The organism is Azospirillum formosense (assembly GCF_013340925.1).
Lineage (GTDB): Bacteria > Pseudomonadota > Alphaproteobacteria > Azospirillales > Azospirillaceae > Azospirillum > Azospirillum formosense.
The window spans coordinates 19,649-37,938 of the sequence record NZ_WHOR01000023.1 but is presented as its reverse complement, the minus strand read 5'-3'; the positions used below and the strand labels follow the sequence as shown (position 1 = coordinate 37,938).

Here is an 18,290-nt window from a genome sequence, read left to right as displayed (position 1 = left end):
GTGGCCGGCATCGCAGCGGCCGCGGTCAGCGGCCCCAGTCCCCGCAACATCGCCGTGCCGCGCGCCGCTTTCGTGACCGCGGTGGAGGGAAATACGCCTTCTTTGCGGTGATGCACGGGCGCGGGGCAGCTTTGAGCGGTGGCGCCTCATTTTTTGCTAGGCCCTTGGGCGTGAATCGCATAGACGTACGCGCGTTCAAGACCCCGTAACCGGAGCCGTACCGATGTCGATCCAGCGCTTCCATTCCGGACCGCGCATGAGCCAGATGGTCATCCACAAGGACACGGTCTATCTGGCCGGCCAGGTGGCCAACGATCCGACTCCGGACGTGGAGACGCAGACCCGCCAGATCCTGGGCCAGATCGACGCCCTGCTGGCCGAGGGCGGCTCCGACAAGAGCAAGCTGCTGTCCGCCACCATCTATCTGACGGACATGGCTGGCTTCGGCGCGATGAACAAGGCTTGGGAAGCCTGGGTCGACACGGCCAACCCGCCCGCCCGCGCCACCGTGGAAGCGAAGCTCGCCGCGCCGGAGTATCTCGTTGAAATTCAGGTGACCGCGGCCAAATAAGCTGCGTGACGGGGCGACCCGGCTCCCTCGGTTGGGGTTTGCCGGCGTGGCCCACCAGACTGTGAGGGCCGCGTGCTTCGAAAAAATCCGGAAGGCTTGACCTTCCGGATTTACAGAACGTTAATCACGCCTTAACAGATCATCCGTAAAACCCCGACCAACCTCTGCCGCCGGAGCGGACGACCGTCGTTGCGCTTCGATAGCTGCGTTACAGTAATGGATTCGCAACATGCCGCGCCAAACGCCTCTTTCTGACATCCGGAACATCGGCATCATCGCCCACGTCGATGCCGGCAAGACGACGACCACCGAGCGCATCCTGTACTACACCGGTCGTAAGCACACGATCATCGACGTGCACGAGACGAAGGACCTGAAGTCCTCGACCACGACCGACTACATGGAGCAGGAGCAGAAGCGCGGCATCACGATTCAGTCGGCTGCCGTCTCGGCCTTCTGGCGCAACAAGAAGATCAACGTCATCGACACCCCGGGCCACGTGGACTTCACCATCGAGGTGAACCGCTCGCTCCGCGTGCTCGACGGCGCGGTCGTCGTGTTCGACGGCGTGGCCGGCGTTGAGCCGCAGTCCGAGACCAACTGGCGCCTCGCGGACAACTACAACGTTCCGCGCATCTGCTACGTCAACAAGATGGATCGTTCGGGTGCGAACTTCCAGCGTTGCGTCGGCATGATCAAGAGCCGCCTGAACGCCCGCCCGGTCTGCATCCAGGTTCCGCTGGGTTCGGAAGACAACTTCCGCGGCATGGTCGACCTGATCGAGATGAAGGCGTACGTCTGGTTCTCGGACGACAAGGACGCCAAGTGGGAAATCTGGGAGATCACCGACGATCTGGCCAGCAAGCTCAACCTGACCGTCAAGGAAGACCTGGACAACATCGCCAGCATCCCGTCCCTGCGCGCCGAGCTGGTCGACACCGCGCTCGAGATGGACGACGCGGCGATGGAAGCCTACCTGGAGTCGGGTGAGGAGCCGTCGGCCGACGTGCTGCGCGCTTGCCTGCGCAAGGGCACCATCACCAGCACCTTCACCCCGGTCCTCTGCGGCTCGTCCTACAAGAACAAGGGCGTCTGCCAGGTTCTGGACGCGGTCGTCGACCTGCTGCCGGCCCCGACCGACGTCGAGGCCATCAAGACGGTGGACGAGGACGGCAACCCGAACGGCGAGCGTCTCAGCTCCGACGACGCCCCCTTCGCGGCGCTGGCCTTCAAGGTGATCAACGACACCTACGGCTCGCTGACCTTCGTCCGCGTCTATTCGGGCGTGCTGACCAAGGGCATGTCGGTCCTGAACACCACCCGCGGCAAGCGCGAGAAGATCGGCCGCATGGTCGAGATGTTCGCCGCCCAGGCCAACCCGATCGAGGAAGCCCGCGCCGGCGACATCATCGCGCTCGTCTCCCTGCAGGAGACGGACACCGGTGACACGCTCTGCGACGCCTCGGCGCCGGTGATTCTGGAGCGCATGCGCTTCCCCGACCCCGTCATCAGCGTGTCGGTCGAGCCGAAGACCAAGGGCGAGCAGGAGAAGTTCTCCATCGCGCTGGGCAAGATGGTTCGCGCGGACCCGTCGCTGCGTCTGGAGACCGACCGTGAAACCGGCCAGACCATCCTGCGCGGCATGGGCGAGCTGCACCTGGAAGTGACGCTGGACCGTCTGCGCACGGAGTTCGGCGTGGAAGGCAACATGGGCAAGCCCCAGGTCGCCTACCGCGAGACGATCACCAAGCCGGTCGAGTACACCTACACCCACAAGAAGCAGACCGGTGGTTCGGGCCAGTTCGCCGAAGTCAAGATCGTCTTCGAGCCGCTGGAGCGTGGCGAGGGCTTCGTGTTCAAGGACGAGACGGTCGGTGGCACGGTGCCGCGCGAATACGTCCCGTCGGTCGCGAAGGGCCTGGAAATGCAGAAGGAAGAGGGCGTGCTCGCCTCCTACCCGACTGTGGACTTCCGCGCCCGCCTGGTGGACGGCAAGTACCACGACGTCGACTCGAACGCCCTGACGTTCGAAATCGCCGCCAAGGCCTGCTTCCGTGAAGCCCTCAAGCAGGCCGGCCCGATCCTGCTCGAGCCGGTCATGAAGGTCGAGGTCGTCACCCCGGACGATTACCTGGGCGACGTCATCGGCGACGTGAACCGCCGCCGCGGCACGGTGCTGGGCCAGCTCGAGCGTGGCACCAACATCGCCGTGGAGGCTCACGTGCCGCTGAACGAGATGTTCGGCTACATCGGCCAGCTCCGCGGCATGACCTCGGGCCGCGCGTCCTACTCGATGGAGTTCAGCCACTACGAGCCGGTGCCGCGCAACGTCACCGACGAGATCGTGGCGGGCCGCAGCAACAAGGCCGCCTGATAACGGGCTGCTGCTTCCAGGAGAAGGGGCCGGCGAAGCGATTCGCCGGCCCTTTTTCTTTGCCCGGCGGGAACTTTGCCGGGACCACCCCGGCGGGATGAGGGATTCTTCTTGCGGCGATACCACTTTCGGATCAGTGTTGCGGGTAAGTGACGCATCCCAGTTTTTGGGAATGACCCAGCGAATCTTCTTGCCCGTGGCCTTCCTGGCCCTTCTGCTCCTCGGCGCTTCCAGCCCCGGTTCGCGGGCCTGGGCAGGGCAGGAGGACGCGCGACTCGGCGGCTTGTTCCAGGACCTGCAGACCGCCGGCGACGCGGTCGCGGCGGAAGCGGTCGAGGACCGCATCTGGGACGTCTGGCTGGAGCATCCCAACGACGATCTGATCGTGCTGATGCACCACGGTGTGCAGAGCCTGAACGCCGACCGCTACGCCGACGCGCTGGCCGCCTTCGATCAGGTGGTCGCCGCCGACCCGACCTACGCCGAAGGCTGGAACAAGCGGGCCAACGCCGAATACATGCTGGGGGATTACGACGCCGCGGTGCGCGACATCCGCCGGGTGCTGGCGCTGGAGCCGCGGCACTTCGGGGCGCTGGCCGGGCTGGGCCTCGTCTACCTCGCCATCGACCAGCCGGCGGGAGCGTTGCGCGCCTTCGACGCCGCCCTGGCCATCAATCCCCACCTCGACCGCGTCCGCCAGCAGGCCGCGACCATCCGCCTGCGCACCGCCGGATCGGCGCTGTGATCGAGACGTGACTTAATATTCCCTCCCTGAAAAACTTTTAATCCGCCTGCAAGCCCCCCGTGACTCGGCGCCCGCTACTTTCAGGGCAACGAACAACGCATGCCAGTCACGGAGAGCAACCGATGTCCACCCCCGCCAACGCCGGACGCGCCCCGCGGTCGAGCCGGGTGCGGCGTACCATCGCCGCCGTACTCCTCGGCACCACGGTGCTGACCGGTCCGTTCCTGATCGCCAACCACTCCACCGCCGCGGCCGCCGAGAGCGCCCTGACGCAGAACATGCCGGGCAGCTTCGCCGATCTGGCGACCAAGGTGTCGCCCGCCGTGGTGAATGTCTCCACCACCCAGCAGGCCAAGGCCGAGCGCGGCGCCCCGCGCATGCCCGGCTTCCCGCCGGGGTCGCCCTTCGAAGAGTTCTTCCGCCAGTTCCAGGACCAGTTCGGCCAAAATGGCGGTCCGGGCGGTGGTCCGGGCGGCGGCTCGGACGACGAGTCCGAGGGTCAGCCGCGCGGCAAGGTCGGCTCGCTCGGCTCCGGCTTCATCATCGACGCGGCCGGCTATGTGGTGACCAACAACCACGTCATCGACGGCGCCGATGAGATCAAGGTCACGCTCCAGGACGGAACGGAGCTGCCCGCCACGCTGGTCGGGCGCGATGCCAAGACCGACATCGCCCTGCTGAAGGTGACGTCGGACAAGGCGCTTCCCGCGCTGGACTGGGGCGACAGCGACGCCGCCCGCGTCGGCGATTGGGTGATGGCCGTCGGCAACCCCTTCGGTCTGGGCGGCACCGTGACCAAGGGCATCATCTCGGCGCGCGGACGCGACATCCACAGCGGTCCGTACGACGACTATCTCCAACTCGACGCCGCCATCAACCGCGGCAATTCGGGCGGCCCGACCTTCACGCTGGATGGCCGGGTGATCGGCATCAACACCGCCATCTATTCGCCCAACGGCGGCTCGGTCGGCATCGGCTTCGCCATCCCGTCGAACATCGCCAAGCAGGTCGTCGCCCAGCTCAAGGAGAACGGCCATGTCGAACGCGGCTGGCTGGGCGTGAAGATCCAGGAGATCTCGCCGGAAATCGCCGAGTCGGTCGGCCTGTCCCAGACCAAGGGCGCCCTGGTCGCCGAGGTGACCCCGGACAGCCCCGCCGCCAAGGCCGGCGTGCGCCAGGGCGACGTGATCCTGGCCTATGGCGGCAAGCCGGTGAATACGCTGCGCGATCTGACCCGCCGGGTGGCCGACACCAAGGCCGGCGACACGGTGGACATGACCGTGGTGCGCAAGGGCAAGGAGACGACGCTCACCGCCCACATAGCGCCGCTGCCCGCCGAGCAGCGCATGGCCGCCGCCGAGGGGACCGGCCCCGCCGCCGACAGCGCGGTGGAGACCGTCAAGGGTCTGAAGCTGGCCCCGCTGGACGGTGCGGCCCGCAGCCGCCTCGGCCTGGGTGAGGGTGTCAAGGGCGTGGTCGTCACCGCGGTATCGCAGCAGGCCGGTGATCTGCCCGTCCGTCCGGGCGACGTGATCGTCAAAGTCGGCGACCACAACGTGACCTCCCCCGCCGAGGTGACCAAGAGCCTGCACGAGGCCGAGAAGGACGGCCGCAAGGCGGTCCTGCTGCTGGTCAACCGCGGCGGCAACGAAAGCTTCGTCCCGCTGAAGCTCGGCAAGGCGTGACGCAGGGAAACACCGGCGTTCCTCCCGTCGCCGGTGTGATGGGGTGGAGGATGTCCGCTGTGCGAGCCCCCGCCGCGCGGACGTCCTCCCCCTTCGTTTCGTTCGGGTTCGGCCTTCCCCCTCCCCGGAGGGGCGAGGGCATTCATCTTTTGACCGTCGGAAGGATGCGGTAGACTCATGCTCATGAAAGTCCTCGTCATCGAAGACGACCAGCAGGCCGCCTCCTATCTGGCCAAGGGGCTGAAGGAGGCCGGGCATGTCGTGGACGCCGCCAACGACGGCAAGGAGGGGCTGTTCCTGGCCGGCTCCGAGCATTACGACGTCATGATCGTCGACCGCATGCTGCCGGGCCGCGACGGGCTGTCGCTGGTCGAGATCCTGCGCGCCACCGGCAACGACACGCCGGTGCTGTTCCTCTCCGCGCTCGGCAGCGTCGACGACCGGGTGAAGGGGCTGAAGGCCGGCGGCGACGATTACCTGACCAAGCCCTTCGCCTTCTCCGAGTTGCTCGCCCGGATCGAGGTGCTGGTGCGCCGCCGCAGCGCCGCCCAGCCGCAGACCCGTCTGGCGGTCGCTGACCTGGAGCTGGACCTGCTGTCGCGCACCGTCCGCCGCGCCGGCAAGTCCATCGACCTGCTGCCGCGGGAGTTCGCCCTGCTGGAGTATCTGATGCGCAACGCCGGCAGCGTGGTGACCCGCACCATGATGCTGGAGAATGTGTGGGACTATCACTTCGACCCGCAGACCAACGTCATCGACGTGCACATCGCCCGCCTGCGCCAGAAGATCGACAAGGATTTCCCGACGCCGCTGATCCACACGGTGCGCGGCGCCGGCTACAGCCTGCGGGCGCCGCAATGAAGGTGCGGCAGTGATGGCGGCGGGCAGGAACGCGTGAAGGCGGCCATTCCCACCCTGCGCCTTCTGCGCACCACGCCGTTCCGGCTGGCCCTGCTGTATCTCGGTCTGTTCATCATCTCGGTCGGAGTGATCCTGGGGGTCGTCTACCGCTCCACCGCGGGCTTCCTGGAGGAGGAGATCGGTGCCACCATCGCGCTGGAGGTCGCCGGGCTTCAGGACCAGTACCGCAGCGCCGGCCTGCGCGGGCTGGTCGATTCCGTGCGCGAGCGCAGCGGCTATTCGCACACCAACTCCATCTATCTGCTGACCACGCCGGGCGGCGTCATCCTGGCCGGCAACCTGTCGGGCTGGCCCGACGCCACGGCAGGACCGGGCGGCTGGACCCATTTCAAGATTTCCGACTATGGCGGGGTGAACAACCGGCCCTCCACCGCGATGGCGGTCAGCTTCATCCTGCCCGGCCAGTTCCGCCTGCTGGTGGGTCGCGACATGAGCGAGCTGGACCAGCTCCGCGGGCGCATGGTCGTGTCGCTGCGCTGGGTCTTCCTGGTGACGGTGGTGCTGGGGCTCGGCGGCGGCCTTCTGCTGGCGCGCGGCGCCATGCACCGGATCGAGGCGATCAACCGCACCACCCACCGCATCATGGCCGGCGACCTGTCGGGCCGCGTCCCGCGCGGCGGCGGCGGTGACGAGATCGACCGGCTGGCCGGCAACCTGAACGCCATGCTCGACCAGATCGAGCGGCTGATGACCGGCATGCGGCAGGTGACCGAGAGCGTGGCCCACGACCTGCGCACGCCGCTGTCGCGCCTGCGCGCCCGCGTCGAGCTGGCCTTGATCCGCGAGACCGACGACCCGGAGGTCTACCGCGGCGTGCTGCAGGACACCATCCTGGAGGCCGACCGGCTGCTCGCCACCTTCACCGCCCTGCTGTCCATCGCCGAGGCTGAATCCGGCGCCAACCGAAAGGCGCTGGAACCGGTGCGGCTGGCCGACGTGGTCCGGCTGGCCGCCGACCTCTACGAGCCGGTGGCGGAGGAGAAGGGCCTGACCCTGGTCACCGACATCCGGGCCGAGCCGACCGTGCGCGGGAACGAGCAACTGTTGGCCCAGGCGGTGTCGAACCTGCTGGACAACGCCATCAAATACACGCCGGAAGGCGGGCGCATCACCCTGCTGCTGGAGGGCGTGGGGCCGGGGCAGGCCGCCCGCGTCACCGTGGCGGACAACGGTCCCGGCATTCCCGCCGACATGCGGGAGAAGGTTCTGGAGCGCTTCGTCCGGCTGGACGCCGCGCGGGCCTCGCCGGGGAACGGGCTGGGCCTCAGCCTCGTGGAGGCGGTGGCGCGGCTGCACGACGCGTCGCTGCGGCTGGAGGACAACGAACCGGGCCTGAAGGTCGGAATCGTCTTCCCGCCGGACGCCGGTTGACGCTCTCCATAAGAGACGCTCTCCACAAGAAAAGAGCCCGCCGTTTCCGGCGGGCTTTTGAGGTGACATCAGCGAGAATGACTCCTTGGCGTCAGACATTATATGGGGCGCCAACCGTCCGCGCGCATTCGGATAAGCGTATTAGCACGAAGGTGCTAGCGGGCTGACGGTGCAACAGTTTCCTGCGGGCGGCGTTTGTCCATCGGACCGGCATGCCGGTGGCAACACGGCGGGAAGAATCGATGGACGCGACCAGACAGGCCCCCCTTCAGGCCTCCGCGCAAGCTGGGGAGCCGGCGATCGCCGGGCGGAACACCGCGACCGAATTGAAGCTGTTCACCTGGAAGATGCTGATCGCCGCCGGCGTGCTGGGGACGCTGTTCCTGGCCTGGCAGGTGGCGGACGCCCTCCTGCTGGTCTTCGCCGGGGTTCTTCTGGCGATTCTGTTCCAGCGCATGGCCGGGCTGGTGCGGCGTTTCACCGGACTGCCGCAGGGCTGGTCGCTTGGTGTCGTTCTGCTGCTGCTCGCGGTGGTGCTGATCGGCGGCGGCGTCCTGATGGGCCAGTCGGTGGTGAGCCAGTTCGACCAGCTCTCCCAGCAGATTTCCGGCGCCGTGCAGCAGCTTCCCGCGTCCTTGCGCGACCAGATCATGGAACAGGGGCGGGACGCCTCGTCCTGGTTGAACCGGCTGCAGACGGTGGCGTCGAGCGTGATGTTCTTCCTGGGCGATCTGGTGGTGGTGATGTTCACGGCCATCTATCTGGCGGCCTCGCCCGGCATCTACCGGCGCGGCGTCATCCTGCTGGTGCCGCCGCGCGGCCACGAGCGGGCTCGGGAGGTAATGGACGTGATGGGGGATTCGCTGTGGAAGTGGCTGATCGGACAGCTTTCGTCCATGGCCATCGTCGGCGTGCTGACCACCGCCGGCCTGCTTTTGCTGGGCATCCCGAGCGCCCCCGCGCTGGGCCTTTTGGCGGCTCTCCTGGAGTTCGTTCCGCTGATCGGCCCGTTCCTGGCGGCGGTCCCGGCGATCCTCATCGCCTTCGCCCAGTCGCCGCAGGACGCGCTGTGGGTGGCTTTGCTCTACCTGGCGATCCAGCAGATCGAGGGCAACGTCGTCATGCCGCTGATGCAGAAGAAGGTGGTGGACCTGCCCCCGGTCATCACCATCGCGGCCATCGCGGCGGGGGGCGTGCTGTTCGGGCTGATGGGCATGTTCCTGGCGACGCCCTTCGCGGTGGTGATGCTGGTGCTGGTCAACATGCTCTACATCGAGGACAAGCTGGGCGAGGGGCGGCACTTCCCCAGCGAGGACAAGGCGTAGGGTGATCCCGCCTCTCAGACCACCTCCGCCCCGGCCTTGGCGGCGTCGGCGGCGGAGCGCAGGGGAAGCTCCTTCAGGAACAGGGTCAGCACGAAGGACACCACCGCCAGCCCGGCGGCCAGCAGGAACAGGGTGGAGAAGCCATGCTCGAACACCGACTGGGCGGTGGCGCGGGCGGTGGGGGCCAGATTGGCCAGGGCGGACGGGCCGCGCTCCATCACCTCGCGCCCGCTGATGCCGGGCAGGCCGGCGGCGTTCAGCCGGGACTCGACATCGGCGGCGAACACCGCGCCGAACACCGCCACCCCGACCGACCCGCCGAGCGAGCGGAAGAAGCCGACCGAGGCCGTGGCCGCGCCCAGGTCGCGCCGGTTCACCGCGTTCTGCACGGCCACCGTCATCACCGGCATGACCAGCCCCAGCCCGATGCCCAGCGGAACCAGGATCAGCGTGGACCACAGCCCGCTCTCCGACACCGTCGGCGACAGGCCGAGCGCCAGATACATCAGCGCCGCCAGCGCCAGACCGGCCAGCGGAAAGACCTTGTAGCGGCCGGATTTGGAGATCAGCCGCCCGCCGCCCCCGGCGCCCAGCACCATGCCCAGAACCATCGGCAGCAGCAGGAAGCCCGAGGTCGTGGCGCTGGTCCCGGCGACGAGCTGCGAGCGCAGCGGCAGATAGACGATGCCGGCGAACAGCACCATGGCCGACACCGCCACCACCGGGTTGGCGACGGCCACCACCGGCTCCCGGAACAGGTGGAGCGGCAGGATCGGCTCCTCCACCCGCCGCTCGTGCCACAGGAAGACCCCGAGCATCGTCACGCCCAGGATGCACAGGCCGAGGATCGTCGGGGAGGTCCAGGGCAGGGCGACCCCGGCGCGCGACACCACGAACAGCAGCGAGGTCACCGTGCCCATCAGCAGCGCCGCTCCGAGATAGTCGATGGTCGGCTTCGCCCGTCCCGCCGGCAGGCGGTCGAGCGCCCGGCTGGTCATCAGCAGCGCCGCCACGCCCAGCGGCAGGTTGATGAGGAAGATCCAGTGCCAGCTCAGCCGTTCCGTGAAGACGCCGCCCAGCAGCGGCCCGGCCACGCTGGACAGGGCGAAGATGCCGCCGATGTAGCCCTGGTAGCGCCCGCGCTCGCGCGGGGCCACCACGTCGCCGATGATGGTGAAGGCCAGCGCCATCAGGCCGCCGCCGCCCAGCCCCTGGATGCCGCGGAACAGGATCAACTGCCCCATGCTCTGCGCCAGCGCGCACAGCACCGACCCGATCAGGAACAGGAAGATCGCCACCTGGAGCACCCGCTTGCGCCCGTAGAGGTCGCTCAGCTTGCCGTAGATCGGCGTGGTGGAGGTCGAGGCCAGAAGATAGGCGGTGACCACCCAGGGCAGGTTCTCCAGGCTTCCCAGGTCGTGGGCCATGGTCGGCAGGGCCGTCGCGACGATGGTCTGGTCCATCGCCGCCATCAGCATGGCGAGCGCCACCCCGCTGAACACCCGCATGATTTCGCGGTGGGTGAAGACGGCGTGGTCGTTGGAGGCGTCGGTCATGGTCTCGGTTCAGGCCGGAATGAACGGTGGGGCGTACCATAGCCCCCGGGACGCTCCGTGCAAGGACTCCGCCATGAATGGCTGCTAATCTCCCTTTCCACGGTCCGGAATAGTCGCGGTAACCCTTGATGCTGAGCGTCCGCAACCTGTCCACGCCGGTGCTGAAGCCCGCCACCTTCCGGCTGGAGGCCGGCGAGTGCGTCGCCGTCCAGGGGAAATCCGGATCGGGGAAGTCCGTGCTTCTGCGCGCCCTGGCCGACCTGGACCCGTCGTCCGGCGAGGTGCGCTTGAACGGCGATCGTCGCGAGGAGATGCCCGCGCCGCTCTGGCGCCGCCGGGTGACCTACGTCGCCGCCGAATCAGGCTGGTGGGAGGACCGGGTGGGCGCCCACTTCGCGCAGACGGACCGCGCCGCGGCGATCGCCGGTGCGCTGGGCCTGCCGGAGAAGGTGATGGACTGGCCCGTCGCGCGCCTGTCCACGGGGGAGCGGCAACGGCTGGCGCTGGTCCGCGCGCTGGTCCAGGGGCCGGAGGTGCTTCTGCTCGACGAGCCGACCGGCCCGCTGGACGCCGAGGCGACTGAGCGGGTGGAGGCGCTGCTGCGCGCCGAGCTGGCCCGCGGGGCCGGGGTGCTGATCGTCACCCACGCGCCGGAGCAGGCCGCCCGCCTGGCCCGGCGGCATTTGCACGTCGCGGACGGCGTGGTGACGGAGGGGTAAGGCGATGCTGGTGACGCTGCATTACACCGACCTCGCCGTGGCGGCGCTGCTCCTGCTGGTCAACGGCGGCCTGTCCATGGCGCTGGATCTGGGGCTGGCACGGCCGCTGCTGGTGGCGGCGTTGCGGATGGTGGTCCAGCTGTCCCTGGTCGGGCTGGTGCTGACCCGGCTGTTCGCCCTGGAGTCGCCCTGGCTGACCCTGGGGGCGGCGCTGGTCATGCTGCTGTTCGCCGGCCAGGAGACGATGGCCCGGCAGGAGCGGCGGCTTTCCGGCTGGTGGTCCTACGGCATCGGCACCGGGGCGATGGGGACGGCGGCGGGGATCGTCCTGCTGCTCGGCCTGTCCACCGCGGTGCGGCCAGACCCCTGGTGGGACGCGCGCTACGCCATTCCGATGCTGGGCATGGTGCTGGGCAACGCGATGAGCGGGGTCGGGCTGGCCCTCCACACCCTGACCGCGACGGCGGCGCGGGAGCGGTCGGCCATCGAGGCGCAACTCGCGCTCGGCCGCACCCGCTGGACGGCGCTGCGGCCCACCCTGCGCCACGCGCTGCGCACCGCGCTGATGCCGACGATCAACAGCATGGCGGCCATGGGGGTGGTGGCCCTGCCCGGCATGATGACCGGCCAGATCCTCTCCGGCGTCGACCCGGGGGAGGCGGTGAAGTACCAGATCCTCATCATGTTCCTGATCTCCGGCGCGACCGGGCTGGGTGTGCTGGCGGCGTTGCTGGCGACGGTGCGGCGGCTCAGCGACCGGCGGCACCGGCTGCGGCTCGACCGGCTGGTGCGGCGGCGGTGAGCGGAAGGAACCCGGACGGGACCGCCGCCGTTGAACACCGATTGGTGTTCACCAACGGTGGTGGGGAGCGGGTCATGGCGCACATCGTGGAAATCCGGAACGGCGCGATCATCGGCAACGACGAGGCCACCGACGAGTATCTGCCTGTCGGAACCCACATCGCCCAGGCCGATGGTTTCTATGTGAGTTTCGGCATGGATGTGGAGGGTCCCTACGCCCGCAACGAGGCCGAGGAGCGGCTGAACCACCTGAAGCGTGCCACCCGGGCGGATCTGGAGCGTCCGTAAGGCTGCTGACTTTGCCCCCTCCCTAACACTCCCCTGCGAAGCGGGGGAGGGCCGGGGAGGGGGCAGCGACTACGTCGCCTCCGTCTCCATGTCGCGTCGCTCCAGGCTGGCGCGCACGGTGCGGCGCAGGTCGTCGGGCTGGATGGGCTTGTGCAGCAGGGCGCATTGCGCGCCGGCGGCCTCGCGCAGCCGGTCGGAGGATGTGTCGCCGGTCAGCAGCACCCCCGGCAGGTCGGGTCCGAAACGGCGGCGCAGCGTGTCCATCAGCATCAGCCCGGTGTCGCCATCCGGCAGGCGGTAATCGGTGAGCACCAGATCGGGCACCAGCGCGCCGTCCACCAGCTCCAGCGCTTCCGCCACCGAGCCGGCCTCGGTCACCCGGTAGCCCCAGCCGTCCAGCATCAGGGCCAGAGCCATGCGGATCACCGCGTCGTCCTCGACCAGCAGGACGGAGGCGTCGCCGTCCGCCTCGCCACTTCCCGCGGCGGAGTCGTCCGGTGAATCGCCGCAGTGACGCTGGTCGAGAATGGCCCCCGACGGCAGGGTGACGGCGAAGCAGGAGCCCTTGCCCGGCGTCGAGGTCACCTCGATGGTGCCGCCCAGCATGTGGACGAGGCGCCGCGCGATGCTGAGCCCCATGCCCAATCCCTCCCGCCGGTCGCGGGCGACGTTGCCGATCTGGTAGAAGTCCTGGAAGATGCGGTCGAGCTGGCTTTCAGGAATGCCGATGCCGGTGTCCCACACCTCGAACCGCAAGGCGCCGCCGCGCCGCCGCGCCCCGAACAGCACCCGGCCCTGCCGCGTGTAGCGGATGGCGTTGGTCAGCAGGTTGCGCAGCACCCGTTCCAGCAGCCCGCCGTCGGTGCAGGCGCCCAGCCGCACCGGCACGGTGCGCAGCGTCAGCCCGGAGGAGGCGGCGACCGCTCCGAACTCCCCGTGGAGCCGCTCCATGATGGATCCCACCTCCACCGGCGCGGAGTGGGGGGTGACGAGACCGGCCTCCAGCTTGGAAATGTCCAGCAGGCAGTCGAGAAGCCCGCCGAGCGAGGCCACCGTGTCGCGGAGCTGGGTCGCGATGCGCCGCGCGTCCTCCGGGATCGGCTCCTTCAGCAGCAGGCCGGACAACAGGGTCAGGGCCTGGGCCGGCTGGCGCAGGTCATGGCTGGCTGCCGCCATGAAGCGTTCCTTGGCGTCCAGCGCCACGTTCAGGTCGCGCTCCATCGACTTGATGGCGGAGATGTCGGTGACGCTGGACACGACCGCCTCGGGCCGTCCGTCGGCGCCGGGCACCGGGTGGCTGGAGACGCGCAGCCAGCGTGTGGGAGCCGCCGCCTCGTCGCCCTCGGCGATGCCGACGATCTGTTCGACCACCGGCTTCCCGCCTTCCACCGCCTTGGCGGCGGGCGGCAGTCCGGTCAACCGTGCGCCGTCGGCGCCGATGAAGCGCCGCCGGGCCGCGCGGCCCGCCCGGTCACCCGGCTTGCGGCTCTCGAAGGGGCGGGCAAGGGGATCGAGCAGCACGCCCGCCGGGCCGGCCATCAACCGTTCCGCCATGGCGTTGGCGACCATCACCGTGCCGTCGCCCGAGCGCATGACCAGCCCTTCGGACAGGGATTGCACCAGCGTGCGGTGCCGCCGCTCGCTCTCCGCCAGCGCCTGTTCCGCGGCGCGGCGGGCGGTCACGTCGCGGAAGGCCACCACCGCCCCGGTGATCGCCCCGTTCTGGCGGATCGGCGAGACGGTCAGCTCCGCCACGAAATCCTCGCCGCCCTGACGGCGCAGGCGTCCGTCGGCCACCTGCCGGACCAGCCCGTCGGCCAGCGACAGCGTCAGGGCGCGCCGGCCTTCCTCCTCCGCATCGCCGCCGATCAGCGCGGTGAAGGAGCGGCCGACCAGCTCGCTGGCGCCGAATCCGGTCATCGACTGGGCCGCGGCGTTCACGAAGGTCACGGCGCCGCGCGCGTCCAGGCCGCAGATGCCGTCGGCCACCGCCTGCAGGATGTGGTGGTAGGCGGCGCGGGTGCGCTCCGCCTCGTCGCGGGCCTCCTGAAGCTCGCTGACCCAGGCGTTGCGCTCCGTCACGTCGGTGATGGTCAGCAGCACGTCGCCCTTGTCGACGCCGTCCGGCCCGGCCTCCAGTTCGACGACGCGGGCGTCGGTCAGCCCGTCGATGGCGCTGTGGGCGCCGACGAAGGCGTATTCCTGGCGCGTCCATTGTCCGGAATCGCGCAGCCGGGCCAGCGCCGTGAACAGGCGCCCATGGTCCAGCGACTCCACCATCAACGTCAGCGGGCGGCCCTTCAGCCGGCGGAGCGGCAGGCCGAACTGCCGCTCCGCGGCGACGTTGGCCTCGCAGATGATGCCCGCGGCGTTGACGGTGAAGCAGGCCAGGGGCACCGACTGGAAGAGTTGGAGATACTGGATGCGCGAGGCTTCCAGCGCCTGCTGGGCGGTGCGCAGCTCCTCGTTCTGGATCTCCAGCTCGGCCTGATGGACGTAAAGCTCGTGCAGGACCTCCTTGAGCGTGGTTGCCGAGACCTCCGCACCTTCGAAGCCGCCCGAGTTGAGGGCCTGTTCCGCGCGCTTGCGAAGCCGTTCGTTGCGGAATCCGTTCACGCCGCGCTCCCGGCCGCCGGGTCCTTGGCCGCCTGACTTCCCTGTTTCCGCTGACTGTTGCGTCCGCTCGCGCGCAGTTCCATCAGTTTCCGGTTGGTGATGTCGATGTGGCTGACCACCGCTCCCCCTGACAATCCGGCCAGACGGCAGGCGTGCATCATGAACCAGCGCTCCTCCTTGTCGGAATGACAAGGGTATTCGATGGTGAACTGCTCGATGTCGCCGGACAGAATCCGGCGCAACCCGTCGTTCACGGCACGGGCGATGTCTTCGCCTTCGGTTCCTTCCTCGGCGCTGCAGACATCAAGATAGTTGGTACCCGGACCGCAGCGGTCCAGCGCCGGGGCGCCGTTCTTCTCGCCGAACATGCGCCAGGCGTGGTTGACCATGGTGATGGCGCCGTTGGAGTCGATGACCGCCACATGCTCCGGCAGGCTGTCCAGAACCGTTTGGAGCCTGTGCTCCGCGGCCTTGGCGGCGGTGACGTCCACGAAGGTGACGACCACCCCGGCCACTTGGTTCTTCTCGGTCAGGTACGGAAGGATCCGCGTCTGGATCCAGCGGTCGCCGCGCACCGGGACATGGCGTTCCACGGGCGTGTGATCGTGGAAGACCCGTTCGATGTCCTTGAGGAAATCCGGATACTCGATGTTGGTCGACAGGTGCGAGATCGACCGCCCGACGTCGCGCGGGATGATGTTGATGAAGCGTGCCGCCGCCGGGGTGAAGCGCCGGATCACCATGCCGCTGTCCAGGAAGACCGTGCCGATCTCGGTCGAGCGCAACAGGTTGTCCAGGTCGTTGGTGACCTCCGTCAGCTCCTCCACCTTCGCCTGATACTCGGCGTTGACGGAGTACAATTCTTCGTTGACGGACTGCAACTCTTCGTTGGTGCTTTGCAGCTCTTCGTTGGAGGCGAGAAGCTCCTCGTTGGTCGCCTGGAGTTCCTCGTTGGCGGTTTCCAGCTCCTCGATGGTGGCCTGAAGATTCTCGCCGCGGGAAACCAGCTCCTGCTCCAGCCCGCGGATGCGCTCCGCCGTGTCGGTGTCGAAATCGAAGTCGCTGTCCGGCAGGGCCAGCGCCGGGGCGCTGGGGTCGAGCACGATCAGCGCGAAGCGCCGGCCGGTCTTGCGGGCGACGAAGGGCTTCACGCGCAGGCTGACGGCGGGCAGCCCCTCGCGGTCCTTCACCGGAATGTTGGACAGGGCGAACTCCTCGCCGGAGCGGAAAGCCCGCGTCAGCGCGGTCCCCACCACCATCGAGACCGAGGAGGGCAGCAGCTTCAGCGCGTTCAGCGTGGCCTCGCCCGGCGGCACCTTCAGGATGGCCGATGCCTCGCCGAACACGTGCATGATGTTCATCTGCTCGTTGACCAGCAGGCTGGGCGGCACATAGGCCCGCATCAGGGTCGAGATCGCCTCGTCGATGGCGGCCCCTTCCTCCTGCGCCTGCGACAAGGTCTCGTCGCCGTGGCGGTGCACCGGAGAGGCGACGGTGGGCACCAGCAGCCGCGACAGCCGGTGGGTCCCGGTGCGCAGGCTCTGGAACAGCTTGTTCCGGCTGTCCAGGACGTGGAACTCGGCCGACAGGTCGCCCAGCGTCTCGCTGGTGCCCAGGAACAGGAAGCCGCTCTGCCGCAGCGCGTACTGGAACAGGCTGAGCACCTTCCGCTGAAGCGGCGAGTCCATGTAGATCAGCAGGTTCCGGCAGCTCACCAGATCGATCTTGGTGAACGGCGGATCGCGCATGATGTTGTGGGCGGCGAAGACCACCATGCGGCGGATGTCGCGCGACACCAGATAATGGTCGCCGCGGGCGGAGAAGTAGCGGGTCAGCCGGTCCTGCGACACGTCCTCCGCGATGGAGCGCGGGTATTCGCCCAGGCTGGCGATCTCGATGCTGTCCTGGTCGATGTCGGTGGCGAAGATCTTGACGTCGAAGGACCGCCCCATCCTTTCCTGCGCTTCGGCGAAGAGGATGGCGATGGAATAGGCCTCCTCGCCGGTGGCGCAGCCGCAGACCCAGACGCGCACCATGTCGGTGGGGCTGCGCTTGGCCAGCAGGGTTGGGATCACCTTGTCGGCAAGCGATGCGAAGGCGCCCTCATCGCGGAAGAAGCGCGTGACGCCGATCAGCATCTCCTTGTAGAGGCTGACCGTCTCGGCGCTGTTGCGGCGGAGCAGGGCGGCGTAGTCGCTCATCGAATCGAGGCCGGCGGTGTGCATCCGCCGCTCGATCCGGCGCAGCAGGGTCGCCAGCTTGTAGTGCGAGAAATCCACGCCGGTGACCGAGCGGATGGCCGCCACGATCTGGGCCAGCGGGTCGTTGTCCTGGTTCTGCTGGCGGGGCGGGACGGGCAGGTTGCGCGACAGCACCCGGCCGGCGTGCTCGATCAGGCAGGCCGGCAGCTTGTCCGGCGTCTTCACGGCATCGATCTGCCCGGTGGCGATCGCGCTGCGCGGCATGCCGTCGAACTGCGCCGATTCGGGGTCCTGCGCCGCGGCGAAGCCTCCCGCGGACTTGATCGCCAGAAGGCCGCGCGTTCCGTCCGACCCGGTGCCGGACAGCACCACGCCGAGCGCCCGCGGCCCCTGGTCCTTGGCGAGAGCGGTGAAGAAGATGTCGATGGGCAGGCTCATGCCCCCGGCGGCGTCCTTGGCCGTCAGGATCAACCGCCCGTCCTCGATGGACAGATGCTTCGCGGGTGGGAGCAGATAGACGGTGTTGCGCTCCACCACCATGCCGTCCGCGGCCTGCACCACCGACATGGCGGTGTGCTTGGCCAGAAGATCGACCATCAGGCTCTTGTGAACCGGCGACAGGTGCTGGACCACGACATAGGCGAGGTCGCTCTCACCGGGCACATTGTCGAAGAAGCGCTGGAGCGCTTCCAACCCGCCGGCGGAGGCGCCGATGCCGACGATGCAACAGACCCGATCCCGGCCTTCCGGATAGGGACCATAGACGGACACCGTTTCCTCACCCTCGTCGGGCGTCGTGGTGGCGTCGGCAATGGGGTGATCGTTGTCTTCTGGTTCCACGGAGCACTTCAGGTCTGCGGGAGTAAAAGGACGGCCTACTGAATTATTTGCCGTCTGACCGTGACATTCAAACCCTCGCTCGCACGGTGCCTTTCCTTTTCCGTGCGCGCCGGCGGTTTTGAAACGGCGAATGGTTTAGGGGCTATATAGGAAGCACCCATGCCAGTCAATCCGGACAATCCATCGCTTGAGGAGCTGCATCGCACCGGCATTCGCAAGATCAGGCGTGGAGCGGGGTGTCTTCTGTCCTTGACGTTGCGCATATGACCAATGGATT

General features: G+C 68.3%; 13 protein-coding genes. 10 read left to right on the top strand and 3 right to left on the bottom strand.

Features of this window, described 5'->3' with window-relative positions; all coding sequences use genetic code 11:
• The first annotated feature begins 223 nt into the window (after nt 1-223).
• The 7 genes from GBZ26_RS05395 to GBZ26_RS05365 all read left to right on the top strand — a co-directional run bounded on the left by GBZ26_RS05395 (nt 224) and on the right by GBZ26_RS05365 (nt 8,992).
• Nucleotides 224-571, top strand: coding sequence for a RidA family protein (locus tag GBZ26_RS05395; RefSeq protein WP_137138927.1), 348 nt, complete (start codon nt 224-226; stop codon nt 569-571).
• A 229-nt stretch (nt 572-800) separates the two neighbouring features.
• Nucleotides 801-2,945 carry an elongation factor G gene (fusA, locus tag GBZ26_RS05390; RefSeq protein WP_174437951.1) on the top strand — a complete coding sequence of 715 codons (2,145 nt, stop codon included), beginning with the start codon at nt 801-803 and terminating at the stop codon, nt 2,943-2,945.
• 172 nt (nt 2,946-3,117) lie between these two features.
• Nucleotides 3,118-3,690 (top strand): tetratricopeptide repeat protein, encoded by a 573-nt coding sequence (locus GBZ26_RS05385; RefSeq protein ID WP_174437950.1) that lies wholly within the window; start codon nt 3,118-3,120, stop codon nt 3,688-3,690.
• Nucleotides 3,691-3,812: 122 nt separating this feature from the next.
• Nucleotides 3,813-5,375, top strand: coding sequence for a DegQ family serine endoprotease (locus GBZ26_RS05380; protein WP_174437949.1), 1,563 nt, complete (start codon nt 3,813-3,815; stop codon nt 5,373-5,375).
• A gap of 183 nt (nt 5,376-5,558) precedes the next feature.
• Entirely contained in the window at nt 5,559-6,236 is a 678-nt protein-coding gene (locus GBZ26_RS05375) for a winged helix-turn-helix domain-containing protein (protein ID WP_035674886.1), read from the top strand.
• Nucleotides 6,237-6,269: 33 nt separating this feature from the next.
• A complete protein-coding gene (locus GBZ26_RS05370; RefSeq protein ID WP_174437948.1) occupies nt 6,270-7,667 on the top strand; it encodes an ATP-binding protein in 1,398 nt (465 codons plus the stop codon).
• 242 nt (nt 7,668-7,909) lie between these two features.
• Nucleotides 7,910-8,992 carry an AI-2E family transporter gene (locus tag GBZ26_RS05365; RefSeq protein WP_174437947.1) on the top strand — a complete coding sequence of 361 codons (1,083 nt, stop codon included), beginning with the start codon at nt 7,910-7,912 and terminating at the stop codon, nt 8,990-8,992.
• Between the two features lie 14 nt (nt 8,993-9,006).
• Here GBZ26_RS05365 and GBZ26_RS05360 read toward each other — a convergent pair whose 3' ends face one another.
• Nucleotides 9,007-10,548 (bottom strand): MDR family MFS transporter, encoded by a 1,542-nt coding sequence (locus GBZ26_RS05360; protein WP_174437946.1) that lies wholly within the window; start codon nt 10,546-10,548, stop codon nt 9,007-9,009.
• A 128-nt stretch (nt 10,549-10,676) separates the two neighbouring features.
• Here GBZ26_RS05360 and GBZ26_RS05355 point away from each other — a divergent pair, with 128 nt between their 5' ends.
• The 3 genes from GBZ26_RS05355 (at nt 10,677) to GBZ26_RS05345 (ending at nt 12,356) form a co-directional block, all read left to right on the top strand.
• Nucleotides 10,677-11,267 carry an ABC transporter ATP-binding protein gene (locus GBZ26_RS05355; protein WP_174437945.1) on the top strand — a complete coding sequence of 197 codons (591 nt, stop codon included), beginning with the start codon at nt 10,677-10,679 and terminating at the stop codon, nt 11,265-11,267.
• A 4-nt stretch (nt 11,268-11,271) separates the two neighbouring features.
• On the top strand, nt 11,272-12,069 hold the full coding sequence (locus GBZ26_RS05350) for an ABC transporter permease (RefSeq protein WP_174437944.1): 798 nt from the start codon (nt 11,272-11,274) through the stop codon (nt 12,067-12,069).
• A 74-nt stretch (nt 12,070-12,143) separates the two neighbouring features.
• Entirely contained in the window at nt 12,144-12,356 is a 213-nt protein-coding gene (locus GBZ26_RS05345) for a hypothetical protein (RefSeq protein WP_174437943.1), read from the top strand.
• Between the two features lie 69 nt (nt 12,357-12,425).
• On the opposite strand, the gene GBZ26_RS05340 is transcribed toward GBZ26_RS05345, so the two are convergent.
• Together GBZ26_RS05340 and GBZ26_RS05335 are read right to left on the bottom strand one after the other, a co-directional pair.
• Nucleotides 12,426-14,972 carry a PAS domain S-box protein gene (locus GBZ26_RS05340; protein ID WP_174437942.1) on the bottom strand — a complete coding sequence of 849 codons (2,547 nt, stop codon included), beginning with the start codon at nt 14,970-14,972 and terminating at the stop codon, nt 12,426-12,428.
• On the bottom strand, nt 14,969-18,013 hold the full coding sequence (locus GBZ26_RS05335) for a chemotaxis protein CheB (RefSeq protein WP_174437941.1): 3,045 nt from the start codon (nt 18,011-18,013) through the stop codon (nt 14,969-14,971). Before GBZ26_RS05335 ends, GBZ26_RS05340 begins: the two co-directional genes overlap by 4 nt.
• Between the last annotated feature and the right edge of the window lie 277 nt (nt 18,014-18,290).